This is a genomic window from Mogibacterium kristiansenii (assembly GCF_029224645.1).
In the GTDB taxonomy this organism is placed as follows: Bacteria; Bacillota; Clostridia; order Peptostreptococcales; family Anaerovoracaceae; genus Mogibacterium_A; species Mogibacterium_A kristiansenii.
Genome location: NZ_JAQXUZ010000018.1, coordinates 17,390 through 42,084, shown reverse-complemented (window position 1 = coordinate 42,084; position 24,695 = coordinate 17,390). Strand labels below are relative to the sequence as shown.

Annotated in this window: 23 protein-coding genes; 6 read left to right on the top strand and 17 right to left on the bottom strand. The window is 53.0% G+C overall.

Features of this window, described 5'->3' with window-relative positions; all coding sequences use genetic code 11:
* Positions 1-368 precede the first annotated feature (368 nt).
* The 13 genes from PUE40_RS05040 to acpP are packed head-to-tail and all read right to left on the bottom strand — an operon-like array spanning position 369 to position 11,146.
* Complete coding sequence (locus PUE40_RS05040; RefSeq protein ID WP_154553890.1) at positions 369-851, bottom strand: MarR family winged helix-turn-helix transcriptional regulator; 483 nt, start codon at positions 849-851, stop codon at positions 369-371.
* A gap of 51 nt (positions 852-902) precedes the next feature.
* Positions 903-1,334, bottom strand: coding sequence for a 3-hydroxyacyl-ACP dehydratase FabZ (gene fabZ / locus PUE40_RS05035; protein WP_277672089.1), 432 nt, complete (start codon positions 1,332-1,334; stop codon positions 903-905).
* 30 nt (positions 1,335-1,364) lie between these two features.
* Complete coding sequence (fabF, locus tag PUE40_RS05030; RefSeq protein ID WP_277672088.1) at positions 1,365-2,597, bottom strand: beta-ketoacyl-ACP synthase II; 1,233 nt, start codon at positions 2,595-2,597, stop codon at positions 1,365-1,367.
* A 24-nt stretch (positions 2,598-2,621) separates the two neighbouring features.
* A complete protein-coding gene (gene fabG / locus PUE40_RS05025) occupies positions 2,622-3,356 on the bottom strand; it encodes a 3-oxoacyl-[acyl-carrier-protein] reductase (protein ID WP_277672087.1) in 735 nt (244 codons plus the stop codon).
* Positions 3,357-3,389: 33 nt separating this feature from the next.
* Entirely contained in the window at positions 3,390-4,328 is a 939-nt protein-coding gene (locus PUE40_RS05020; RefSeq protein WP_154553886.1) for an ACP S-malonyltransferase, read from the bottom strand.
* Positions 4,329-4,355: 27 nt separating this feature from the next.
* The gene (locus tag PUE40_RS05015) at positions 4,356-5,381 is read right to left on the bottom strand and encodes an NAD(P)H-dependent flavin oxidoreductase (RefSeq protein WP_277672086.1); all 1,026 of its coding nucleotides are present in this window, start codon (positions 5,379-5,381) and stop codon (positions 4,356-4,358) included.
* 32 nt (positions 5,382-5,413) lie between these two features.
* Positions 5,414-6,322 (bottom strand): nitronate monooxygenase, encoded by a 909-nt coding sequence (locus PUE40_RS05010; protein ID WP_277672085.1) that lies wholly within the window; start codon positions 6,320-6,322, stop codon positions 5,414-5,416.
* Positions 6,323-6,338: 16 nt separating this feature from the next.
* Positions 6,339-7,268, bottom strand: a complete 930-nt coding sequence (locus PUE40_RS05005; protein ID WP_277672084.1) for a beta-ketoacyl-ACP synthase 3 — start codon at positions 7,266-7,268, stop codon at positions 6,339-6,341.
* A gap of 2 nt (positions 7,269-7,270) precedes the next feature.
* The gene (locus tag PUE40_RS05000) at positions 7,271-8,122 is read right to left on the bottom strand and encodes an acetyl-CoA carboxylase carboxyltransferase subunit alpha (protein WP_277672083.1); all 852 of its coding nucleotides are present in this window, start codon (positions 8,120-8,122) and stop codon (positions 7,271-7,273) included.
* 18 nt (positions 8,123-8,140) lie between these two features.
* On the bottom strand, positions 8,141-8,995 hold the full coding sequence (gene accD, locus PUE40_RS04995) for an acetyl-CoA carboxylase, carboxyltransferase subunit beta (RefSeq protein WP_330681544.1): 855 nt from the start codon (positions 8,993-8,995) through the stop codon (positions 8,141-8,143).
* A gap of 3 nt (positions 8,996-8,998) precedes the next feature.
* Positions 8,999-10,381 carry an acetyl-CoA carboxylase biotin carboxylase subunit gene (accC, locus tag PUE40_RS04990; protein ID WP_154553880.1) on the bottom strand — a complete coding sequence of 461 codons (1,383 nt, stop codon included), beginning with the start codon at positions 10,379-10,381 and terminating at the stop codon, positions 8,999-9,001.
* Positions 10,375-10,911, bottom strand: coding sequence for an acetyl-CoA carboxylase biotin carboxyl carrier protein (locus PUE40_RS04985; RefSeq protein WP_277672082.1), 537 nt, complete (start codon positions 10,909-10,911; stop codon positions 10,375-10,377). The genes accC and PUE40_RS04985 overlap by 7 nt, the downstream gene beginning before the upstream one ends.
* Before the next feature lie 7 nt (positions 10,912-10,918).
* Positions 10,919-11,146 carry an acyl carrier protein gene (acpP, locus tag PUE40_RS04980; protein ID WP_154553878.1) on the bottom strand — a complete coding sequence of 76 codons (228 nt, stop codon included), beginning with the start codon at positions 11,144-11,146 and terminating at the stop codon, positions 10,919-10,921.
* A gap of 330 nt (positions 11,147-11,476) precedes the next feature.
* Between acpP and PUE40_RS04975 the strand changes: the two genes are divergently transcribed.
* The 6 genes from PUE40_RS04975 to PUE40_RS04950 all read left to right on the top strand — a co-directional run bounded on the left by PUE40_RS04975 (position 11,477) and on the right by PUE40_RS04950 (position 15,323).
* Positions 11,477-11,698, top strand: a complete 222-nt coding sequence (locus PUE40_RS04975) for a tautomerase family protein (protein ID WP_154553877.1) — start codon at positions 11,477-11,479, stop codon at positions 11,696-11,698.
* Between the two features lie 545 nt (positions 11,699-12,243).
* Positions 12,244-13,191 carry an L-lactate dehydrogenase gene (locus tag PUE40_RS04970; RefSeq protein ID WP_277672081.1) on the top strand — a complete coding sequence of 316 codons (948 nt, stop codon included), beginning with the start codon at positions 12,244-12,246 and terminating at the stop codon, positions 13,189-13,191.
* Positions 13,192-13,477: 286 nt separating this feature from the next.
* Positions 13,478-13,861, top strand: coding sequence for a Fur family transcriptional regulator (locus PUE40_RS04965; protein WP_277672080.1), 384 nt, complete (start codon positions 13,478-13,480; stop codon positions 13,859-13,861).
* A 25-nt stretch (positions 13,862-13,886) separates the two neighbouring features.
* Positions 13,887-14,429 carry a rubrerythrin gene (rbr, locus tag PUE40_RS04960; RefSeq protein WP_277672079.1) on the top strand — a complete coding sequence of 181 codons (543 nt, stop codon included), beginning with the start codon at positions 13,887-13,889 and terminating at the stop codon, positions 14,427-14,429.
* A 21-nt stretch (positions 14,430-14,450) separates the two neighbouring features.
* The gene (locus PUE40_RS04955) at positions 14,451-14,606 is read left to right on the top strand and encodes a rubredoxin (protein ID WP_277672078.1); all 156 of its coding nucleotides are present in this window, start codon (positions 14,451-14,453) and stop codon (positions 14,604-14,606) included.
* A gap of 282 nt (positions 14,607-14,888) precedes the next feature.
* On the top strand, positions 14,889-15,323 hold the full coding sequence (locus PUE40_RS04950; protein WP_154553871.1) for an Hsp20/alpha crystallin family protein: 435 nt from the start codon (positions 14,889-14,891) through the stop codon (positions 15,321-15,323).
* A gap of 102 nt (positions 15,324-15,425) precedes the next feature.
* On the opposite strand, the gene PUE40_RS04945 is transcribed toward PUE40_RS04950, so the two are convergent.
* From PUE40_RS04945 to PUE40_RS04930, 4 genes are all read right to left on the bottom strand, one after another.
* Positions 15,426-15,896 carry a GNAT family N-acetyltransferase gene (locus PUE40_RS04945; RefSeq protein WP_277672077.1) on the bottom strand — a complete coding sequence of 157 codons (471 nt, stop codon included), beginning with the start codon at positions 15,894-15,896 and terminating at the stop codon, positions 15,426-15,428.
* A gap of 175 nt (positions 15,897-16,071) precedes the next feature.
* Positions 16,072-18,771 carry a leucine-rich repeat protein gene (locus PUE40_RS04940; protein WP_277672076.1) on the bottom strand — a complete coding sequence of 900 codons (2,700 nt, stop codon included), beginning with the start codon at positions 18,769-18,771 and terminating at the stop codon, positions 16,072-16,074.
* A 118-nt stretch (positions 18,772-18,889) separates the two neighbouring features.
* Positions 18,890-24,145, bottom strand: coding sequence for a leucine-rich repeat domain-containing protein (locus tag PUE40_RS04935; protein ID WP_277672075.1), 5,256 nt, complete (start codon positions 24,143-24,145; stop codon positions 18,890-18,892).
* Positions 24,146-24,385: 240 nt separating this feature from the next.
* A complete protein-coding gene (locus PUE40_RS04930) occupies positions 24,386-24,658 on the bottom strand; it encodes a GIY-YIG nuclease family protein (RefSeq protein WP_277672074.1) in 273 nt (90 codons plus the stop codon).
* Positions 24,659-24,695: the final 37 nt, after the last annotated feature.

The window sequence follows — 24,695 nt, the reverse complement described above, 5'->3', positions numbered from 1 at the left end:
TTTGTTATTTTTTGGTGCGGCCGGCGCGGACTTTGCGCGGCGGCGACCGGCCGGCACGGATTTGGTGCACGAACCCCCGCAAAACCCTGTTTCTCCGTTTCCCTTGCACCAAGTCCGAGAGACTTTTCGGCGATCGGCCGGCGGAGACTTGGTGCACGAATCCCCGCAAAGCCCTATTCCTCCGTTTCCTTTGCACCAAGTCCGGGTGCCTTTTCGGCGAACGGCCGGCGCAGGCTTGGTGCACGATTCCCCGCAAAACCCTGTTCCTCCGTTTCCCTTGCACCAAGTCCGAGAGACTTTTCGGCGATCGGCCGGTTTCATCCCATAAAAACACCCTCCCGCAAAAGGAGGGTGCTTATTTTCTCATGCTACTCGCTTCCCCGGCCGCTGCCTCGTCCGGCAACCAGGCGGAGCACATCGGTTTCCTTCATCAGCTCCGACACGATAATGCCCAGCATTTCGTCCAGCTTTTCCACGTCTTCCTCCGGAAAGCGTTTCCGAATCCGCTGGCAGACCATGTTCATGTAGTTGAAGATATCTCCGTAATCCTCTTCGTATTTCGGCGTAATCCGGAGATGGAACTCCCGCTTATCCGTGTCGCTCTGAACCTTCTCGATATAGCCTTTTTTCACCAGTTGGTTCACCCGGTACGCCGCATTGGGCGCGGACAGGGTGGCCATGGCGGCGAATTCGTTCACCGTCGGTTCGTTCATGCAGTTGATGATTTCCATGGAAATCACTTCCTGTGTGGTGAGGGAATCCTTTCCCCCGTCCCGGTCCTCTTTAAAAATCCGGGCGTATAATGATAATTTGAATCGGTTATAGACCCTTTGAAAATTTCGTTCCAGCATTTTGTTTCACCTCATCCGTGATTATATCAGAAAAAACGGATTCAGTATAGCTTACACCTCGCCGATTGCGAAAGAAATCTCACCGGTAACGGCCGTCTCGCCGTCCACCGTGGCCTCCACTTCCCCAAAACCAACGCTGCCTCTCATGCGGGTCAGGTAGCACCGTAGATTCAGTACGTCTCCGGGAACCACCTGTCTCCGGAAGCGGCAGTTCTTTACGCCGCCGAAAAAGGCCAGTTTCCCTTCGTTTTCCGGAAGGGACAAAATTGCCACCGCACCGGTCTGCGCCAACGCTTCCAGGATCAGCACCCCCGGCATCACGGCCTTTTCCGGGAAATGTCCCTGAAAGAAAGGTTCGTTGCCGCTGACGCATTTTACCGCCTCCGCCGATTCGCCGGGCACCAGATCGGTTACCCGGTCAATCAACAAGAACGGGCTGCGATGGGGAAGTATCTCTTTAATCTGTTCAAAATTCAGTTCCATTTTTTCTCCATTTATCCTTTGATTCTATGATTACACTCTCCGGAACAGCAGGGTGGCGTTGTGTCCGCCGAAGCCCAGAGAATTGGACAGCGCGTACTGCGTCTCCACCGCTTTCCCCTCGTTCGGACAGATGTCCAGGTCGCAATTTTCATCCGGCACCTGATAGCCTGCCGTTGGCGGTGCAAACTGATCCCGCAGCATGCTGGCGGTAATCACCGCTTCCACGCCGCCGCTGCCGCCCAGCAGATGGCCGGTCATGGACTTGGTGGAGGACATCACCACGTTGGATGCGGACTCTCCGAAGGCCAGCTTTACCGCAGCGGTTTCGCATCGGTCGTTCAGCGGCGTTCCGGTTCCGTGGGCGTTGATGTATCCCACTTCCTCCGGGCGCACATTTCCGTCTTCCATCGCCATCGTCATGCAGGCAGCCGCACCGCTTCCGTCTTCCAGCGGAGCGGTCATGTGGTGAGCATCACAGGTGGCGCCGTATCCCGCGATTTCTCCCAGGATTTCCGCCCCTCTTGCCACTGCATGCTCGTACTCTTCCAGAATCAGCACGCCGGCACCTTCGCCCAAGACAAAGCCGCCTCTTTCCCGGTCAAAAGGAATGGACGCCCGCAGCGGGTCCTCCGCCGTGGTCAGTGCCTTCATAGAGGTGAAACCGCCCAGCCCCAGGTCGCTGATGCAGGCTTCCGAACCGCCGGCGGCCATAACATCAAAGTATCCGTCCCGGATGGCATGGAAGGCCTCGCCAATGGAGTTGGTGCCCGATGCGCAAGCCGTCACGCAGCAGGTGCAGCTTCCCTTGAATCCCAAGCGGATGGCAACGGAACCCGCCGCCATGTTCACGATGGCCATCGGCACGAACAGCGGAGAGATTCGGTCGAAGCCCCGCTTCTGTCCTTTCCGGTATTCTTGCTCAATGGTCTGCAGGGAACCGATTCCGCTTCCGATATTTACACCGAAGCGAAGGGCATTCTCCTGCGCCATGTCCAGACCGCTCTGCTCAAAAGCCTCCAGCGCCGCCTTGATGGCGAACTGGGTAAAACGAGCACTCCGTCTGGCTTCCATTTTGTCCATGATTTCCGTCGGATCGAAGCCCTTGACCTCGCCGGCTACTTTTACCTGCCGCTCTTCGGTGTCCAGCGTCTCAATCGGGGCGATTCCCACCACGCCGTTCCGAACGTTCGTCCAGGTCTCCTTTGCGGAAAGTCCCACCGGTGTAATGGCACCCATTCCGGTAATCACAACTCTTCTTTTCATCCTGTTCTCTCCTTATCTCTGCCTCTACATCGCCATTCCGCCGTCTACCCGCAGGACCTCGCCCGTAATGTATCCGGCCTGTTCGCTCGCCAGGAAAGCCACTGCTTCCGCCACGTCTTCCGGCTTTCCGGTGCGCCCCATTGGTATTCCGGTGACGATTTTATCCTTGGCGCCTTCCGACATCGCCTCCGTCATATCCGTATCGATAAAACCCGGTGCCACGGCGTTCACCGTGATTCCCCGGCTGGCCACTTCCCGAGCGTAGGATTTCGTCATGCCCAGGATTCCAGCTTTGGCCGCCGCATAATTCGTCTGTCCCATATTGCCCATCAGCCCCGTTACGGAGGACAGGTTCACGATTCGGCCGTACCGCTGCTTCATCATGATGCGGTTCACGGCCTTCATCATATTCCACGGACCCACCAGATTCACATCCAGCACCGCCCGAAAATCCTCTTCCGTCATGCGTGCCAACAGCCCGTCTCGGGTGATTCCCGCATTGTTCACCAGCACGTCCACCCGGCTGAACGCCTCTTTGGCCTGCGCCGCCAGCTTCTCACAATCCTCTGCGCGGGACACATCGCCCTGCACCAGGAGTACCTCCGCTCCCAGCTCTCGGCAGAGCCGCTCCGTCTCTTCCGCCGCTGCGCTGTTCCCTCGGTAGTTGATCACCAGGTTCATTCCATCCTTCGCCAGGCGCACCGCCACGGCTCTTCCAATGCCCCGGCTGCCTCCGGTGACTATCGCTGTCTGCTTCATAATCTCTCCTTTATCGGCACTTCCGCCGCATCACTACGCCTCTTCCTTCAGCAGCGCCCGCACCTTCTCCACATCCTCGCAGGAGCTGATGCTGATGCACTCCGCCTTCCGGTCAATTTTCCGAACGAATCCCGCCAGGGTGCTGCCCGGCCCAATCTCAACGATTCGTTCCACTCCGGTCGCCAGCATATTTCGAATGATGGCTTCCATCTTCACGCCGTTGGACACCTGGTTCACCAAAAGTTCCGGGATCGCGTCCCCTTCCGATTTCTCATCCCCGATAAAGTTGTACATCAGGGTAAAAACAGGTTCGTTCCAGTCCACGTGTCCGAATCGCTCCCGGAGAGCGTCCCCCGCCGGCTTCATATAAGAAGTGTGGAAAGGACCGCTTACGTTCAGTTTCATGCAGCGCCGAGCGCCCATTTCCTGCGCCAGTTCCGCCGCCCGCTGCACCGCTCCGGCTTCACCGGAAACGATAATCTGACCCGGGCAGTTCAGGTTGGTAATCTCCGCCACGCCGGAAACCCCTTCGGATTCCCCGGCTCGGAGACAGCATTCTTTTACCCGATCTGCATCCAGTCCCATGATGGCCACCATTTCCGGCCGGATACCGGCCGCGGCTTTCTTCATCTCTTCGGCCCGAAAACGAACCAGCTCCACCCCGTCCTTCGGGGTCAGCACCTGTGCCGCCGTCAGCGCAGTGTATTCTCCCAGGCTCAGTCCGGCGCCCAGATCCGGTGTCCAGCCGTCCTTGTGAAGAATCTCATAGACGCCTGCACCGAATGCCAAGAGAATCGGCTGAGTGTAGGCCGTGTCGCTGAGCTGCTCCTCCGGTCCGTTCCACGCAATCTGCTGCTCCTCCGGAGTCAGCAGGTCGAACACCCGGCGAAACTCTTCGTAATTGTCATAAAGGTCTTTTCCCATTCCCACGGTCTGGCTGCCCTGACCGGCGAACAAAACTGCTGTTTTCATGCTTTACTCCTTTGCAGGAATCCGCCCCTATTCCGGGCAGAAGCCCTGCTTCAATTCATCCATTAGTTCTTTTACCGTTGTCATTCCATTGATTCGGCCCACGTTGGCCCCGGAGAAGAAAAGCCCTTCCTCCCAATTGCCATGGAATGCCTGAATCAGCGCCTGACTGATGCAGTACTTGGTGCTGCTCGGGTCGCAGCTCTGAATGCAGTTCCGGCACCGCTTCGGCGCGATGCGGCCTTCCCGGTCCACCCGCTGCAGCAGCGGGGAATCCACCGCTCTTCCCGGAAGTCCTACCGGACTCTGGATGATGCGGAGGTCCTTCTCCTGCGCATCCAGAATCACTTTTTTGAATTCCGGGGAGGCATCGCATTCTTCCGTAGCGATGAACCGGGTGGCAATCTGCACGCCCTCCGCTCCGGCGGCGGTCATTCGGCGAATGTCTTTGGCATCGAAAACGCTGCCGGCGGCGAACACCGGAATTTCCGGATCCAACGCTGCCACGTCCTTCACGATGTCTTCCAGCGACTGTGTCTCGTGAGCCAGCAGATCGTCCTCGGAGAATCCTAAGTGACCGCCGGCATCGGAACCTTCCACCACGATAAAATCCGGTTTCCGGCCGTGTCTCTTCCACGCCCGGCCGATCAAGCGCGCCGCCCGGCCGCTGGATACCACCGGCGCTAGCATCACATCCCGGGCTCCCGCAATTTCCGGAAGCTCCAGGGGCAGCCCCGCGCCGGAGATAACCGCATCCACGCCGGCCTCGATGGCCGCGTTCACCAGCTCTTTGTATTCCGTGGTAACCACCATGGCGTTGATGGCGATGGCACCCTTTCCTTCCGAGATTTCCCGGGCTTTTCGAATTTCCTCTTTCAAAGCGCGAATGCCCGCTTCCACCGGATGGGTCCAGGCGTCTTCTTCCCGAAAACCGATGACCGCCGTGGAGATGACCCCCATGCCTCCTTCCCGGGCAACGGCTCCCGCCAAGGAGCCCATGGAGATTCCAACACCCATGCCTCCTTGAATGATCGGCACCTGCCATTTTTTGTACATATTCATTCCTCGATTCTATCCATCTGCAATCTCTACAGGCTCTCGTATTCCTTCATCATCTCTTCCAGAATCACGCGCAGGGGACGGATTTCCTTGATGTAGGAAGCGTCCTGTCCCGCCATCAGCGATCCCCGGTCCACGTCACCCTCGTGTACCGCTCTCCGAAGGGCACCCAATGTGAACTTCTCCAGCTCCATCTTCTCGGCACCGCTCTGCTCCAGCTCCAAATAGTCTCGGGTCATGCCGTTTTTCAGTACCCGCACCGGAACACCTACGCTTCGGCCGGTCACCACGGTGGCGCGGTCCTTTGCCTTAATCAGAGCATTTTTGTAGTTCGCATGGATTGGACACTCTTCGCTTCCCAGAAGCACCGTACCGATCTGAACGCCCACTGCACCCAGGATTTCCGCCGCCTTCATCTGTCTTCCGGAAGCGATTCCGCCGGCACCGATCACCGGTACGGAAACCGCATCCGCCACCTGAGGCAGCAGCACCATGGTGGTGAGCTCTCCGATATGGCCGCCGCTTTCCGTTCCTTCCGCGATGATGGCATCCACGCCTTCCCGCTCCAATCTCTTTGCCAGGGCTACGGAGGAAACCACCGGAATCACCTTGATGCCCTGTTCCTTCCACATCTTCACATATTTGCCCGGATTTCCCGCCCCGGTGGTGACAACGGACGGCTTCTCTTCCGCAATAATCTGCGCCATCTCTTCCACGTCCGGATTCATCATCATGAGGTTCACGCCGAAGGGCTTGTCCGTCAGGGATTTCGCGGTTTCGATTTCCTTTCGCATCATCTCGCCGTTCATGGCGCCGGTGCCGATGATTCCCAGCGCACCCGCATTGGATACCGCCGCCGCGAACGCACCGGTTGCCACCTGAGCCATACCGCCCTGCATAATCGGGAATTCCGTTCCCAAAATCTGATTCAGTTTCATATTCTCTCCTGTCCCTTTAGATTGTCATGAGAACACCGCCGTAAGTCAGTCCGGCCCCAAAGCCCACTGCCATCATACGGTCTCCCCGCTTGATTTCTTTTCTTTCCAGGCATTCCGCCAATGCCACCGCTACGCTGGCCGCGGAGGTATTTCCGTACTGCTCCACGTTCAGGAAACACTTCTCCTCCGAAATGCCCATCTTCCGAACGGCACTTCGAATGATCCGCATGTTGGCTTGATGGAAGATATACCGATCCACATCCTCGACGGTTCTGCCCGCCCGGCGCAGAAGCTCTTCTCCGCACTCCGGCACCGCCGATACCGCAAAACGATACACTTCCTGTCCCGCCATCCGGATATTGGGATCGAATCGGTCGCACCACAGGATATCGTGGTTGGGTTCCGTTCCCTCCAGGTGCTCAAACTCCCCGTCCGGATCTGCTTCCAGCACCACAGCTCCCGCCGCATCGCCGAAGAGGACGCAGGTTCTCCGGTCCTCCATGTCCATCATGGGACTGATTTTCTCGCTTCCAATCAGCAAAATCCGCCGAAAGCCGCTGCTCATCAGCGCGTTGGCCAGCACCAGTCCGTACACGAATCCGGAGCAGGCGCTGTTCACGTCCAGGGTCATCACCTTTCCGGAAATGCCCAGCCGACCCGCCACTTCCGCCGCCATGGACGGTGTCGCCATATCCGGCGTAAAAGTAGCCACGACCAGTCCGTCGATTTCCGACTTCTCTTCCGGTGTCAGACGGGCCACTGCTTTCGCTCCGGCCTCTGCCGCCATATCCAAATTGCTTTTATTCTCTGCGAAATACCGCTGGCCGATTCCCGTCTTGCTTCGAATCCACTCATCGCTGGTATCCACATACTGTTTCATGTCCTCGTTGGAAACGCATCGGTCTCCGTGGGCACTGCCCCATCCGAGGATTTTCATTCCTGCCATAATTACTCCTGTTCTTCTCCTGAATCCCACGGATTCTCCCGAAGGAGCTCCCGCCCCACGTTCCGGAGTCTCCGATACCGAAGTTCCGCAATATCCTTTCGGCGAATCCGCTGAAGCTCCGTCAGCGCCTGCGCCACTTCCTTCTCCACTTCTGCGAAAACGAAGGGCCGCTGCTCGTGCGCTCCCTCTCCCGGTTCCGGCACGATGACGTCGCACACGTTCATCTTCTTCAGATCCGGTGCGGTGAGCCGCATCACTTCGCTGGCCTCCTCCCACCGGGTTCCGTCCTTCCACAGGATACTGGCAAAACCCTCCGGCGACAGGATGGAATAGACGGCGTTCTCCAGCATAATCATCCGGTCGCAGATGCCGATGGCCAGCGCGCCGCCGCTTCCGCCTTCGCCGATAAAAACAGAAATCACCGGCACAGACACCCGGGACAAGGTCCTCAGACATTCCGCTATGGCATTGCCCTGGCCTCGCTCCTCCGCTTCCTTTCCCGGATATGCGCCCGGGGTATCCACAAAGGTGATAATCGGCCGGTGGAATTTCTCCGCCTGCTTCATCAGGCGAAGGGCCTTCCGGTACCCGTCCGGATTGGGCATGCCAAATCTTCTTTTCAGGTTTTCCTCCAGGGAACGGCCCTTCTGGTGGCCGATTACCGTCACCGGAATTCCGTGAAAGCTTCCGATGCCTCCGATAATCGCCTCATCCTCCGAGTAGGCCCGATCTCCGCCCAAGGGAAGAAAATCCTCAATCATCGCTTCTATATATTCTTTCGTGGTCGGCCGGGATTCCATCCGGGCAATCCGCACCCGGTCCGCCGGCCGCCGTTCCGTTATCTTCATCATCATTGCTGCTCCTTCAATCACCTACGCGTGCAGCTCCAGAATTCGTCCCAGGGTATCCCGCATTTCGCGGCGATCCACGATTCGATCCAGGAATCCGTGGTCGTACTGGAACTGAGCCCGCTGAAAGCCCTTTGGAAGCTTTTCCCCGATGGTCTGCTCGATGACCCGGGGACCCGCAAAACCGATCAGGGCATCCGGCTCCGCCAGCTGGATATCTCCCAGCATCGCAAAGCTTGCCGTAACGCCGCCGGTAGTCGGGTGAGTCATAACCGATACGTACAGCAGCCCCGCTTCATCGTGTTTGGCCACCGCCGCGGAGGTCTTCGCCATCTGCAGCAGGGACATCATGCCTTCTTGCATCCGAGCGCCGCCCGACGTGGAGAACACGATGACCGGCAGTTTTTTCTTCGTGGCATATTCAAAGGCGCGGGTGACTTTTTCTCCCACCGCCATGCCCATGCTGCCCATCATGAATCGGTTGTCCATCACGACCAACACCGTGCGCCGTCCGTGAACCTTTGCCGTTCCGGTCACCACCGCATCGTTGAGATTTGTTTTATCCCGCATCTCCTGAATCTTCTCGGTATATCCGGGAAAACCCAGCGGATTGCCGCCGCGAATGCTGCGGCCAAATTCCCGAAAGCTTCCGGAATCCGCGGTGATGCGAATCCGCGATGCGGCCGTCATCCCCCGGTGATTTCCGCAGTGGGGGCAAATATACAGGTTGTCCCGCCATTCCTCCCGCATAGCGGTCTCGCCGCAGGCCCGGCATTCCACCGGTTCTTTGTCCCGGCGAATCTTGGCCGCCGGCTCTTTGGCGTGAGCCAGCCGGTGAATGGCTTTCATTACACCCTTTCGTTCCTGAAACGGATTCATTCTTTACTCCTTTATCATTCCTGCCGTCTGAATCATTTCCGTCAGCTCCGGCAGCTCCTCTCCGATGAAACCGGTGTTGTAATTTCCCCGAAGGAATTTCCGGTTGTAGAGGATCATCTGCTGTAACGGCTGGGTGGTTTTCGGACCACGGATGATGGTCTCTCCCAGCACTCTTCTCATGCGGCGCACCGCACCGATTCGGTTCTCTCCCTTTACGATGACCTTGGCCACCATGGAATCGTAGTACGGACTGATTTCCGCACCGCTGTACAGGGCGCTCTCCACCCGGGTTCCAAAACCCGACGGGAAGTGCACGAAGTCCACTTTTCCCGGGCACGGAGCGAAATCATTCAGCGGATCCTCGCAGCAGATTCGGCATTCGATGGCATGTCCCTTTACTTGAATCTCATCCTGGGTATACCGAAGGGGCGCGCCGGAGGCAATCCGCAGCTGCTCCGCCACGATGTTAATTCCCGTCACCATTTCCGTTACCGGATGCTCCACCTGAATTCGTGTGTTCATTTCGATAAAATAAAAATTCTCCCGGTCGTCCATGACGAATTCCACCGTGCCGGCACCTTCGTAGTCGCAGGCTTTTGCCGCCGCAACCGCCGCCTCGCACAGGGTCTTTCGGGTGCTCTCCTGAAGGCCGAAGGCCGGAGCTTCTTCCAGCATCTTCTGATTCCGCCGCTGGATGGAGCAGTTTCGCTCTCCCAGATGAATCACGTTATGATGCTGATCGCCCAGAACCTGCACTTCGATATGCCGCGGGTTGATGATCAGCTTCTCCAGGTACACGGTGCCGTCGCCGAAGGCCGCTGCCGCTTCCATTCCCGCCTGTTCCATCGCGGTGGGCAGTTCTTCCGGAGAGTCGGCTCTCCGCATGCCGCGGCCGCCGCCACCGGCGGATGCTTTTACCAGCACCGGATACCCGATGCGTTCCGCCACCTTCAGGGCTTCTTCCGGCGTCTTCACGGCGCCGTCCGAACCGGGAACCACCGGAACCCCGGCTTTCATCATCATCTGACGAGCGGTGGATTTGTCCCCCATCTTGGAGATGGTGTCCCCGTCCGGGCCGATGAACTTGATGTCGTTCTCCCGGCACTTCCGGGCGAACTCCGCGTTCTCCGACAGCAAACCGAACCCGGGATGGATGCCGTCGCATCCGGTGGACATGGCCGCCTGCAGGATATTGTCCATATTCAGATAACTTCCGGAGGCATTCCCCGGACCGATGCAAACCGCTTCATCCGCAATCAGGGTGTGAAGGGAATTTCGGTCCGCTTCGGAGAACACCGCCACTGCGGGGATTCCGCAATCCTGACATTCCCGAATGATGCGAACCGCGATTTCTCCTCGGTTTGCCACAAGAATTTTCTTTAACATTTTTCAACCTCGAAAAGCACCTGATTGTATTCCGCCATCTCTCCATTCACTCCCAGAATGCGGCGAACGATCAAATCGTACGGTGCGGTTAATTCGTTCATCATTTTCATGGCCTCCAGGATGCACAGGGTTTCCCCTTTGGATACCTTCTGGTCCTCCTGAACAAAAGGATCGGCGTCCGGAGACGGTGCCGCATAGAAGGTTCCCACCAGCGGTGCTTTTACCGGTTCCAGATTGTCGTCGGTGCCTGCCGCCGGTGCATTTTCCTTTACGTTCTCCGGGGCACTTGCCGACGGTGCGTTTTCCTTTACGGTCTCCGAGGCACTTGCTGCCGGTGCAGCGGCATTGCCGGAAACCCGTTCCGCGGCCGGATTATTTTGGGCAAAGGAATTGCCGGATGCCATTCCGCTTCCGGCATTTACGCCTCGACCGAACCGAAGCCGCAGCTCCGCAGTCTCCATTTCAAATTCCGTCAAATCCGATTCCTTGAATTCGTTCAGAAGATCCTTGACGATTTTCTGACTGTCCATAATTCACCTACTGATATTTCTCAACACAAGCAACAACGTCGCTGACCAGCTTCATGTTCGGAAGCTCGGTGTCCGGAATCTTCACGCCGAACTCGTCTTCCAGTGCCATTACCAGCTCTACGGCATCCAGGGAGTCGATCTTCAGATCCTCTGCGATGGATGCTTCCGGTGTAATCTTGTCCTCGTCACAGCTCAGGGTGTCTATCATCACTTCTTTTACTCTGTCAAATGTCATTTTCTTTTCTCCTTCTTCGCTTGGTTTTAATTTGGAAATATTTTTTCGGTATGTTTGTTGGTTAAAATATTTTTTGTAAAGAAATTTAAATAAAATATTTTAATTAAAATTCTTGAATATAATACACCCGGTTCCCGACGGTGTCAATACGAGTTATGTGAAGAATCCTTCATATAGTTAAAATTTTTTAATAAAAAAGTATCGGGTAGAGATTCTCAATTGCGGAAAGCCAATCTGTTGGCGTGGCTCAACGGGAAAATCCGATTGACAGAACCGGGTTTTGCGGACATACTGGTGATAGGATTTTAAATTAAGGAAGGGAGGCACACCATGCCACATATTAATGTAAAGATGTTCCCGGGACGGGACGATGAGAAGAAGAAGGATCTTGCGGACAAGCTGCTGCAGTGCGCACAGGAAGCGCTGGGCTGCCCGGCGGAAGCACTCTCCGTATCCGTTGAGGATGTTGCACCGGAAGATTGGAACCGGGATGTTGGGGAGAAGATTCCGGAAGATAAGATTTACTCCGGCGAGATGTACAAGGTAAAATAGTCGACTTGGCGACTTCACGTCGTCGGTTTGGCAACTTCAAAAGAAAATGATGCAAATGGCTGCGGCTTCGGGAGAGAAAGATGGATTCTCGCTCGGGCCGCAGCTTTTTTTTGCCTTTTCGGTGGCGCGCGGCTCAAGACTTGGTGCAAGGAGCCCCGCTAACCCCTATTACTCCGTTCCCTTTGCACCAAGTTTCATCCTCTTTTCGCCGGCGCGCGGTTCAGGACTTGGTGCAAGGAACCCCACTAACCCTTATTACTCCGTTCCCTTTGCACCAAGTCCCGCCCACTTTTCCTCACTGCGGCCCGCCGGCAGGCGGCTTCCAGCCGCCCAGGGGGTGCCGCATATGTTTGTACATGTGCACAAAGAATTTGTTTTATTTTGTGTACATCGCTTATTTTTTATTGCATTTAACAAATTCTTGAGTATAATATAGTTTATCAAAACAATCGAACAGCCCAAAGGAATCGCAGATATCCGAAGGGCGCGAACTCCTCCGCGGGTTCAAAGGAATATATATAACAGGGATAGAAGGAGATAAGGAAATGAATAATCGAAAAGTTGGAATCATCGGTGTCGGTCACGTAGGAGCTCATGTTGCGTACAGCTTGGCAATTCAGGGCATCGTGGACGAGCTGGTGCTGGCGGACACGGACACCGCCAGAGTGGAGAGTGAATATCAGGATTTGCTGGATGCGCTTCCTCATATGCCGCACCGCACCAGAGTGTCCATCGGAGAATATGAGGATTTGGCCGATTGCGATTTAATCGTTAACAGTGCCGGGCACATTGAGTTGCTCTTGGGATCCGACGATCGATCCAGAGAGCTGAAGTTCACGATTCCCGCCGTTCACACCTGGGTGGACCGCGTTCGCAAAGCCGGTTTCGACGGCGTGGTTCTCAACATCAGCAACCCATGCGACGTCGTTACCCGAGAAATCGCCAAAAGCCTTGGCCTCCCAAAGGGCCGCGTGCTGGGCACCGGCACCGGTCTGGATTCCGCCAGACTGGTTACCCAGATTGTAAAAAAGACCAATGTGGATCCGAATTCCATTCAGGCCTTCATGTTCGGCGAACACGGCAATTCCATGTTTGCTGCCTGGTCCTGTGTCACCGTCAATGGCCTGTCCATCGACGAGATGGCGAAACAAGATCCTCGCTGGGATTTCGACCGACCGGAAGTAGAGCAGCTGGGTCGCCACGGCGGCTGGGTCACCTTCAGCTGGAAACATGCCACCGAATACTCCGTTTCCACCACCGCCGCACGCATGGTAAAAGCAATTCTTCACGATGAGAAGATTCTCATGCCGGCCAGCACCGAGTTGAACGGCGAGTACGGCCAGCGCGACGTCTACGCCGGCGTTCCGTGCATCATCGGCAAAGACGGCGTGGAGCGTGTCGTGGAATTCCCGCTGACGCAGGAAGAACTGGACAAATTCAACGACAGCTGCAACGCCATCCGCGCCAACATCAAGATTGCAGACTCGCTGTAGTCATTGATGTACATAAAAATATATCGCCTCGCCGGAAGCGTCCAACCTTCCACTGACAAATTGCGTTTCCGGCCTTGCATTGCATAGTGATGGGACTATTGGTACCTTTGCCAACCTAAGTTTCATTCATTACATTATCACACATGAGAGAGCAGGTTCCGCTTTCGGAGCCTGTTTTCTTCTTTCCTTCGGACATTCTGTACGAAAATAGTTTATTTTTACCTTGACATTTTTACTCATGTAGTATATTATATTTATAAAGAATCATTCCTAATAAGGAGGCTCGATGAAACGACGCAATACCATACAGCGAAATCTGGTGCTGGAAGCCATCCGCACCATGAAGAGTCATGTTACCGCCGAAGAGGTGTTTGAATTTATTCGAAAGAATCACCCCCACATCGGAAAGGGAACTATCTACCGGAATTTGGGGATTTTGGCGGAGGAAGGCGAGATTCGCCGAGTGGAAATCCCGGACGGCCCGGATCGATTTGATTTTACCCTGAAGGATCACTACCATGTGCGGTGCATCCGATGCGGCGAGGTCTTCGATGTGAAGATGGACGCGCTTTCGGATTTGATGTCGAAGGTTCGGGGACCTCGGGGAATGGAATTTCTGGATTACGATATTTCTTTTAAAGGAATCTGCCCGGATTGCCGGACGAAATAGCACAATTTCAACAAGGAGGAAGAAAATGGCTAAGAATAAGTACACAGGAACACAGACGGAAAAGAATTTGCAGGAAGCATTTTCCGGAGAATCTCAGGCGAGAAACAAATACACCTATTTTGCATCCGTTGCGAAGAAGGAAGGCTACGAACAGATGGCGGCTCTCTTCCTGAAAACCGCGGACAACGAAAAAGAACACGCAAAGATGTGGTTCAAGGAATTGGCAGAGTTGAACGACACTCCGGCGAACCTGGCTGCGGCCGCTGCCGGCGAGAACTACGAATGGACCGACATGTATGATGGTTTTGCAAAGACCGCGGACGAGGAAGGTTTCCCGGAATTGGCGCAGAAATTTCGTGCAGTAGCGGCAATCGAGAAGCACCACGAGGAGAGATACCGGGCGCTGCTGAAGAATATCGAGACTTCTCAGGTATTCGAAAAGAGCGAAGTGAAGGTATGGGAATGCCGGAACTGCGGTCACATCGTGGTAGGAACCAAGGCGCCGGAAGTATGTCCGGTATGCAGTCACCCGCAGAGCTACTTTGAAGTTCATGCAGAGAATTACTAATCGATAAAAGGAGGTACGATTATGAAGTACGTATGTAATGTATGCGGATGGGAATACGACGAAGAGAAGGGGTATCCGGAAGGCGGAATCGCACCGGGCACCAAATGGGAAGACGTTCCGGAGGATTTCGAGTGTCCTCTGTGCTCCGTCGGAAAGGACCAGTTCTCGGCAGAATAGTTTTTCAGCCCTCAATTAACACTAAAGAGATAGCGGCGAAGAGCCGGAGCGGGAAGCCTGCTCCGGCTCTTCGCCTTTTCATTTCGCATCGTCACAGATTCTTCACACTATAATTAGCACTCACCTATTGACAGTGCTAACAAAAAGAGTTATAACATAGTTGTAATCGGAAAAAGGTTACAACAAGAGAACAGATGAGTTCCGACCAGGAGTGTTCTCCCTGAGAGACTCCACCGGTTCTCCTTCGATTGTGTATAACGTCAGTAAAAGGAGGATTTAATTATGTTACTGCCTAGTGTATTTACAAATGATTTTACAAATGATGACTTTTTTGATGATTTCTTTAACGCTCCGGCAAGAAGAAGCTACATGCCGACCGCAAGCATGAAGTGCGATGTCAAGGAACTGGATCAATCCTATCAGATTGATATGCAGCTTCCGGGATACGACAAAGACGATATAGAAGTTTCCGTGGACAAGGGTTACCTCACCGTATCCGCTTCCCACAAGGAGAACAAAGAAGACAAGGAAGACGGCAAGTACATCCGGAAGGAATGCTTTACCGGCAGCTGCCAGCGCAGCTTCTATGTGGGCGACGCCGTAAAAGGCGAGGACATCGGTGCCGCATTCACCAACGGCATTCTGAGTCTGACCGTTCCAAAGGCCGAAGCGCTTCCGCAGAACGAAACCAAGCAGTTGGTTCATATCGAAGGATAGTCCAACGTGAGACGTTCCCGCAACGCTCCGATAAAAAAAGAATTCGCAGGGTCGGAAGTCTCCGGCTCTGCGATTTTTCTTTTACCCGATTCTTTTGGCGTTCTACTTCAGCCGTTGGGACTCGATAAACTCATTTTTCTTCACCCGGAACGGCGTGCAGTTGCTGCCGTAGAACTCGTACGGCTCGTCGATAACTTCGGCGCCCATTTTCAAAAGTATTTTCAGCGTCACATCCCGAGCGTCTCCGTACACCTCCGAAGCCCCCAGAGCAAACAGTGCACTCAAAACCCCGCGCAGCAGGTCGGTGCCCAGATGGCGATGCCGAAAGCTTGGATGAACGGCAAAGCGTCCTACATGCGGTCCTTCCGGTTCTTCCCAGGATACGATTCCCCCCACGATCCTGCCGGAAATCTCTATGCACCACCACTGGGGTGATTTCTCTGCAGGAATGTCATCCATGTCCCGCGGGATGCCTTGCTCGATTTCAAAAACATCGGATACCAGGGTCAGCACCCGTTCCTTCTCCTCCGGTCGAACGCGGCGCATCACCGTCAGCTTTTCTCGATTCTCCATTCGTCCTCCACGATTCTTTCTTTATAAGATTAAATCCATAGACCCGATTTTAAATCCCTTGTTAAGTACTATGATACCATAGATTCCCCTTGATAGCAAAGTTCCCCGGCTCCGGAACCTTCCGAAGCCGGGGAGATCGATTCGAATTTTTCAGAACAACAAGTTGTTCAATAAACTACTTTGTCTTAACGCTCTTTGCGGAAGACCAGCTTGAATAGTATTTTGCCTTTCCAACCTTCTTGTAGGTACGGATTCTTACATAGTATCTCTTATGAGCTTTTTTCTTAATCACCCATGTGGACTTCTTCTTCGAAGAAACAGCCTTAATCTTTGCAGATTTGAAATTCTTCTTGGTAGAGTACTGCACCTGATATCCGCTAATCTGCCTGGTCTGCTTCTTCCAGGTCGGTTTGAATGCTCTCACACCCTTCTTCAGATGCTTGATGGAAGTTCCCTTCGGATTGATCTTGAAGGATACGGTCTTGGAACCTGCGTAATCGTTCTTCAGGGTAACCTTAACGGTGTACTTTCCAACGTTCTTTCTTCCCTTTCCGTATGATACGGAGTAGTTGTCCTTGGTCAGTACGGTGCCGTTTACGGAAACCTTCACTCCAGGCGTCTTCACCTTTCCGTTATAGGTGTAGGCGGAGGTGCTCAGCTTTACGCTCGGTGTTGCGCTTACAACGTTCTTCTTCCAGTGTGCGAATACGGTGGTATCCTTGTCGAATACGGTATCTGCCGTTACGGCATCGCCACCCTCTGCGGCGGTGAACCAGCCCTCAAAGGTGTATCCGTCTCTTGCTGCGCCCGGAAGCTCTGCCAGCTTTCCGTCCTTGTCGGTTCTTGCAGTTTCGGCATCGGCCTTTCCTTCACCGGCATTAAAGGTCACCTTGTGAACCAGCACGATTTCGTGAGCCGTACCCTTTGCCACGACCTTTGCATAATCTCCGACGGCATTTACCTGATCTTCCACCAGAGAAATCAGTGTGACTTTCGCATTTCCTTCAAAAGCCGCTGCGTCCAGAACCTTTACGGTTGTCGGCAGGTCGATGGACTTGCATTCCGAAGTCAGTGTCTGGTAGAAGGCTTTCTTTCCGATGCTCTCCAGACCTTCATGCAGTACCACCTTATCAATGCTTGCCTTGATGCTATCCTGCGTTCTCTGGAATGCATATTTGCCAATTGTCTTTACATTTCCCGGAATTTCCAGTTCCTTCATTTGGTTGTTCCAGAATGCATAGTCGTCGATTTTTTCTACGGTGTCGGAAATCTTCAATGTTTCCACGCGGTTTCCGGCAAATGCACGGGAGCCGATGGTTTTAATTCCTTCCGGGATTTCCACGTTCTTAATCTTTTGATTGGTGAACATGCTGGCCGGAATGGCGGTCATACCCTTGGATAGCTTCACCTTTTCGATATGTGTGGTTGCCTTCTCCGTGTTGGTGAATGCACCGTTTCCGACGGATGTAACGCTGTCCGGAAGGCTTACCTCTGTGAGCGGCGCATTCTGGAATGCGGTATCCCCAATGGTCTTCAGAGTTTCTGGGAATTCCACTTCCTTCACACCGTGCTTCACCTCGGAGGTTTTCGTGTCCACTACAGCGGAGAACGCAAAGTTTCCGATGCTTTCCAGCTTTGCCGGGAGCTTTACGGAATCCGGAGCGTATACGGTGCCGTCCGCAGTCTTATATCCGAAGGTGCCCACTCCAACGGTTCCTTTACCGATTGCGGTTATATCCTCACCGGCTGCATTCTGATCCGGAAGTACCAGGTTGGTATCGTTCTGAATCTTAATCTTTCCGCTTTCCGAAAGACCGGTGATTGTGGTTCCGTCGAAGATGAAGTGTGCGGTGCCCCATGGCTTTTCCGCCCACGCTTCGGCCGGAATGGCATCGCCGACAAACGGCTTCTGAGTAGCGTTACTGTCCACGTAAGAGCCCTTGGTCTTTGGAATGTACAGATATACGGTGCCGTTCTCCATACCGGTGTTCTTCACAAAAGCCTGTTTGCTGACCTTTTCGGTCTTGTCCGGCAGCCAAACGGATTTGATTTTATTTACCATAAATGCGCCGTTATCAATTACCAGCGGGAAATCCGTGGTTTCCGGGAAATTCAGCGACTCTATCGCGCAACTTCCAAAAGCACCTGATGCAAGCGTCTTTATTGTGGATGGAAAGGTTACCTTCTTCAGGTTTGCATTTTTAGCAAAGGCCTGCCGTGCCAGATAGAACACGCCTTCCGGAAGGGTTACCTCTTCCAGGTTGTTGCTCTGGAATGCCAGTCCTCCGATAAAAAAATCGCCTCGCTCTTTTACATTGCTGTCCCAATTGGTATCATTGGCCGTCTTCACGTTCTCCGGGAACTTTACGGATTTAATACCCATTGATTTGAATGCGCTTTCACCAACACCCTGAACCTTCTTTCCGTCCGGATCCTTCGCCGGAATCACCAGGTCCTTGTTGTTCTCCAGCTTCGCTTTTCCGGAATCCGACAGGCCGGTTACCACCCATACCGTGGTCTTCAAATACGCCTCGGTGTCATTGGACGGGCAGATTTTATCATTTTCACCGATTGCCCACGCCCCGTATGTAAAGTCGGTCGCTTCCCATGCATTGGATGCCGGGGTTTCATCCTTCTTCTCTTCGCCGGTTCCTTCCCCCGGTACAATCGGGAGTTCGTTTTCGTCCAACTGGGCATCTTCCTGCACGGAAGCTTTCCCCTTTGCCTGATTGTTTTCTACGCTCTGTTCGGTCGCTGCCTTTGCCGAAGCATCGGCGTCTGCGGGAGCTGTTCCATCCTCTGCCGCAAAAGCGCTGAACGGTGTTGCCACCATCATTGCCGAGAGCAGAAAGGCCAGAGACTGTTTTTTGTCCATGGTTATTCTCCTTTCATGGTTCATTGGTTTTAACTTTCTTAATTAATATATGCGGCGGTGCAGTTCGGGCAGATTTTAAGCAGAACTGCACCGTTGTCATATCGCGTGTTTGGCAGGACTATTTCGTCTTTACCTTCTTGATTTTCGACCATCCGGAGTAATACTTCTTCCCCTTTACGGTCTTGTAGGTCCGCATGTGAACGTAATACGTCTTTCTCTTCTTTAACTTCTTTACCGTGACCTTCGTCTTCTTATAGGACTTCACGGTAGCGGCCTTTGCCTTCTTGAACTTCTTGGAAGTACTGTACTGCACCTGATATCCGGTCGTCCAAGTCTTGGAAGATTTCTTCCAGGTTGCTTTGAAAGACTTCTTGCCCTTCTTCACGCTCTTCAGGGAAGTTCCCTTCGGATTAATCTTGAAGGTCTTGGTGATGGTTCCGTTGTAATTTCCGGTTCCGGTAATCTTGATTTTTGCAGTTCCCACCGACTTATTTCCGGAGTAGCTTACCTTGTATTCGCTTCCGCTGTTCAGCGTCATCAAGGAGTTCTTTACGGAAACCTTCTGGGTCTGAGATTTTCCGCTGTAAGTCTTGTTCTTCACACCCGAAACCTTGGTTCCGTTCTTCGCCAGGCTGCGGAGCTGAACCCGGAAGTTCTCATCCGCCGTATTCACCTTGAGCAATTTGCTGTTATTGGTCAGCACCAGTACCGGATGTCCGCTGATTCGGATGTTTCCGGTGTTGTTCTGGAATGCCGCCTTTCCGATGCTTTCCACGGAATCCGGCAGGACCACGGTGCACAGATGTCCTTCCTTGAACGCTCTTTCGCCGATGGTCTTCACGCCGTTCTCGATAGTCAGCTTCTCCAGAGAAGCCGCCTTGTAAGTTCCTTCAAAAGCACTTTCTCCCACTTCCTTTACGTTGCCCGGAATAGTCAGGCTCTTCATCTGATGCAGATGGAAGGCCTTTCTTCCAATCTTTGTAACGGATTTCGGAATGGTCAGGCTCTTTAGACGAGCACCGGCAAATGCGGTCTGTCCGATTTCCTTTACCCCTGCCGGAATGGTAATGCTGCTCATCCGGATATTCATGGAGAATGCACCGGATGGAATTACCGTCATCTTATCCGACAGCTTCAGCTTGTAGATGTTGTTCATGGAAAATGCGCCATCGCCCACTGCGGTTACCGCATCCGGAAGCGCCACGTTGCACAGGTGGTTTCCGCGGAATGCGCTGCCGCCCACATAGGTGAGATATTTCTGGTCTGCCAGGAAGTGATCCTCACCGGTGGTTTCCGTCGGTGTATTCACGACGTTTCCGTCCTTGTCATGGTTCCGCAGGTTGTTGTACTCAAATGCTTTTGCTTCGATTCGTTCCAGATATTTCGGGAACTTCACGGACTGGAATCCATTTGGTGATGTACAATCGTATTTGCCAACAGTTACTTCTCTGTCAGAGAAGGCAAAAGCTTCCTCTCCGATTACGGTAATGTATTCTTTTGCCTCTCTGGATGCTTTATCCGGAAGCACCAGATGGTGATTGCTCATGCGAACGTCCTTGCCCGACTTGCTCAAACCCACTATGGTTTTTCCGTCTTCACTGTACACGAAATCGCTGTATTCCCAGCCGGTTCCCACCAGCTTATCGTATTTCAACTGATGTCCGTCGCCCTTTGCCGTTACCTTTTCATATGGTGTCTCGCCGGAAGCTTGTTTATCGGAAGATGTCCAAACCTCTGCAACCACGGTATTTCCGTTAAATGCACTCGCCGGGAGCACTTCCACGCTGTCCGGTAGTTCTGTTTCTTTCACTGCACTTCTGCCAAAAGCATTTTCACCGATGCTCTTCAATTTCCGATTCAGCTTCAGTTCGGTCAGCGTCTTTTTCAAATTGCTGTCCGTTACCGCAAATGCAGAATCGCCGATTTCGGTTACGTTCTCGGAGAGCACCAGCTTCTTCAGCTGATGATTCTCAAATGCATTATTTCCGATGGTTTTCAGTTCTTCATTCAATGCCAGATTTTCCACCTTGTTATCGGCAAAAGCACCGCTGCCGATTTCGGTGATGTTCTTCGGCAGTGTCACGCTCTTCAGTTTCTGTCCCCGGAATGCATTTTCCGGAATGGATGTCAGCCCCATCGAGAGGGATACTTTTTCCAGTGCCGCCTCATTCTTGTCGGTCGCCTCAAACGCACCCTTTCCAATTGTTTTTACCGACTTCGGAATCTGCAGCTCCATTTCTTTGCTGTTTCGGAACGCGTAGTTTCCGATGGTTTCCAGCTGATCCGGAAGTTCGATTTCCGTCAATCCGGATACGCCCTCTGCTGATGCATCAAAGGCGTAATCCCCAATGCTTTTCAGTGTTCTCGGCAAAATCACCTTCTTCGGAACGTAAGTCTTTCCGCCTTCTGTGTATCCGAAAGTTCCGATGCCTTCCGTCCCGTTTGCGATTCCGGTTACGGTCATACCATTGATCCGACTTGGAATAATCAGTTCGGAACTGTTCTTCAGCTTCGTCTTACCCTCTTCGGAGAGACCGGTGATGATATTTCCGACTACATTATTATACGTAAAATGTCTGGTGCCCCACGGTGCCTCTGCTGCCGGAATCCGACCGACAATCAGCTTCTGCACATTGGATTTTCCGTTGGAAATATTTTCCAGACCATCCGGAACGCTTCCGGCGGTGGCTGCATATACGTATACCACGCCGCCGGACTGCTCCTCCGTTGTTCCCGTTTCTACCTTTTCCTTGCCGGTATTTCCGATAAACGCATTTCCCTTCATGGAAGTGGTGGCCTTCGGGATTTCTATCGACTGAATTTTGTTTCCGGCAAAGCAGCGAGATTCCAGTACCGGAGAATTATCACCGGTATCCTCGAAGCTTACTTCCCGAATCTGGTTGGATTCAAACGCACTTTCACCGATTCGCTTCATCGAAGCCGGAACGCGAACCATCGTCAGACGGTTTTCTCGGAAAGAATTGTTCCCAATTTCGGTGATACCGGAGCCCAAGTCCAATTCATTGATATCGTTGCCGCGGAATGCAGATTCACCGATAGTGAATCCCCCCGCATACGGGCATTTTACCGATGTGATTCCCTTTTCCCGGAACGCTTCTGCGGCCACGCCGGTCACCGCATTTCCTTCATCATCCTTCTCCGGGAGTTCGATATCCCTGTTTTCCGTCAGTTTTCTCTCTCCCAGCGATGAGAATCCGGTAATTTCATTCGTTCCGGATTCTTCCTTGGAGTAGGTGTAGTCGTCGGAAGTCCAGATCATCGGATCCGCCAGATACAGCTTGTGGAACGCTTCCGTTCCTTCTTTCGGGTCCGGGAAATTCTTTTTATCGTAATACTGCTCTGCGTTTCTCACATACACCTTTGTGACGCTTCCGTTCACCTTGTGTCCGTCGGAAGTGTATTCCTTGCGGAAGGTGTTGAGTTCCAATCCTTTTACGGTACTCGGCAAATCAATCTCTGTAATTGCCTTGTTCCGAAATGCGTTGTCGCCAATGACCTCCAGGCCTTCCGACAGGGATACGATGCACGACTCGTTGAGATAGTTCTTGGTGGAGAACGCGTACTCGCCGATTTCCTTTACGGAATCCGGAATCACGATATTGTGAATGTTGTTTCCGGCAAAGGCCCGGCTGCCGATTTTCGTCACGGTATCCGGAATCTCAATTTCCGTCAGATTCGACATGTAGTGGTACTTATCGCTGCAGCCAAATGCCGCATCCGGAATTTTCTTTAAGTTCTTGGAAAGAATGATGCGTTCAATATTGGAGTTGGTACTGAAAGCACCGTTGCCCATATACTTCACGCTGTCCGGAAGGATCACCGATGTCAGCTCGTTGTTGGAGAACGCCAACATGCCGATGCTTGTGAGGGTTCCGGAGAATGCAACTTCCTTCAATCCGCTGCTGCAGAACGCCCGGTCGCCGATTTTCTGAATGGTATTCGGCATATACACAGAATCGAACTTTTCATCTTCCGTCGCAAACAGACCGGTATAGCTGTCGGTGGAACCGATTTCTTCTACCTTTTTTCCATCCGGTGTCTTGCTTGGAATGACCAGGTCCTTGTTCACTTTTCTTTTGGCAATGCCGCTTTCGGAAAGTCCGGTAACCGCGCCGTCCTTGTTGTATTCAAAGTCCTTCGCATTCCACAGAGTCTTATCCGGATTCTGATTTGCCTCCGATCCGTCGCACACAACCAATTTCTGGTACGGGGAATAGATATTGGTATTCTTACCCTCCACGGAGTGAAGCCGGTTCTGAAGCTTATCCTTCAGCCCCGGATTGTCGGTGTACATATATACCAGACCGGCAGTTCTTGTCTCTTTATGGAACTCCTTTTCCAGTATGTTTTCCTTGCCCCAAGGATCCTTTTCCGGTGCTTTGGTCATTCCCGGGTTAAAGGCGAATGCGGTTTTGTTCACCACCTCGGTGAAGTCCGGGAGGCGCACCGATTTGATGTTGTTAAACGCAAACGGCATGCCGTGAAGTTCCATCATAAAGTCCGTCGTCACAGGGAATTGAACATCGGTAATCTTATTGTCCGCAAAGCCTTGGCTTTCAATCCACCAGATGGTCTTCGGGAGTTTTACTTTTACAATCTGATTTCGTTCAAAGGCCTTTGCCAATACGGAAATAACGCCCGTAGGGAGAACGACTTCTTTCAGCTTATTTCCATAAAAAGAGCTCTCGCCAATCACGAAGTTTCCGCGGCGGGAGACCCGTTCTTCGTCGGTCTTTGCCAGCGGATCGTCGTAAGGAGTCAGCATTCCCGTCGGGAACTGAACCGATTCCAGACCCTTTTCTTTAAATGCGCTCTCGCCGATTCCCACGATATTCTTTCCATCCGGTCCCTTCGCCGGGATTACCAGATTCTTGTTGCTCTTCAGTTTCTCTTCACCCTGCTTGGAAAACCCGGTGATGACTTTTCCGCGAACATAAAACTGCCGGCTGTAGTCACAACCGTACATGAGCTTTTCGTATTCCCCATAGGTGAAATCCGCTGTTGTCCATTTATCGCTGACCATCTCGGAGCCGGTGTTCTCTGCCGCCTTTGCCGCTTCTTTCGAAGCTTCGGCATCCGCAGATTCCTCGGTCTTTTTTTCTTTTGCCGAATCCTGTTCTCCGGTCGCGTCTTCTTCCGAACCCTTTACGGATTCTGCTGAAAAATCACTTTTCTCATTTTCAACTGCGTCCCCGCGATCCGGTTCGGATGCCTTGTCCGGATTTACCGGTTCATTGGATTCACTCTCATTTGTGGAACCCGCTGCTCCGGAAATCTCCTGGGCAAATGTCATGCAAGGAGTCGCAACCATGAATAGGGCCAGTGCCCATGCAATCCATCGTTTCTTATCCATAACGCCAACCTCATTTTCTAAGTAATAATTCGTCATCCCCTGTCTAACCATGGTATCAACCATTTCGGTATATTTAAAATCAGTTTTATCTATTTGGAAAATTTTATTATTGGAAAACTCTATATTTCGAAACTCTGTTCTACTAATAGAAGCTTCTCCCGGATTTCTCCGAGAGAAGCTTCTGTGTAATCGTTTGTATCATGGATGGTATCCGAAAAGAGCATGCGCTGCCTGCAAGTCCTACTCTTTTTCCGACTCTTGAATCAGCCGAAGCTTTTCACTGCGCGTCATCTTCTTAATGGCGCATTCCCGCCGCAAAGCTTCCTTCTTATCCATGTATTCCTCATAATATTCCAGCCGCACCGGCCTGCGAGCGCGGGTGTATTTGGCCCCCTTACCGGCATTGTGCATGGCCACCCGGTGCTCCAGATCCGTGGTCCAGCCGGTGTACAGGGTGCCGTCCCCGCACCGGAGAATATATACGTATTGCGTCTTCTGCTGATTCTCTTCCACTGCGCGCTTCTTTCTCTGTTCGGAATTGCGGTATTCG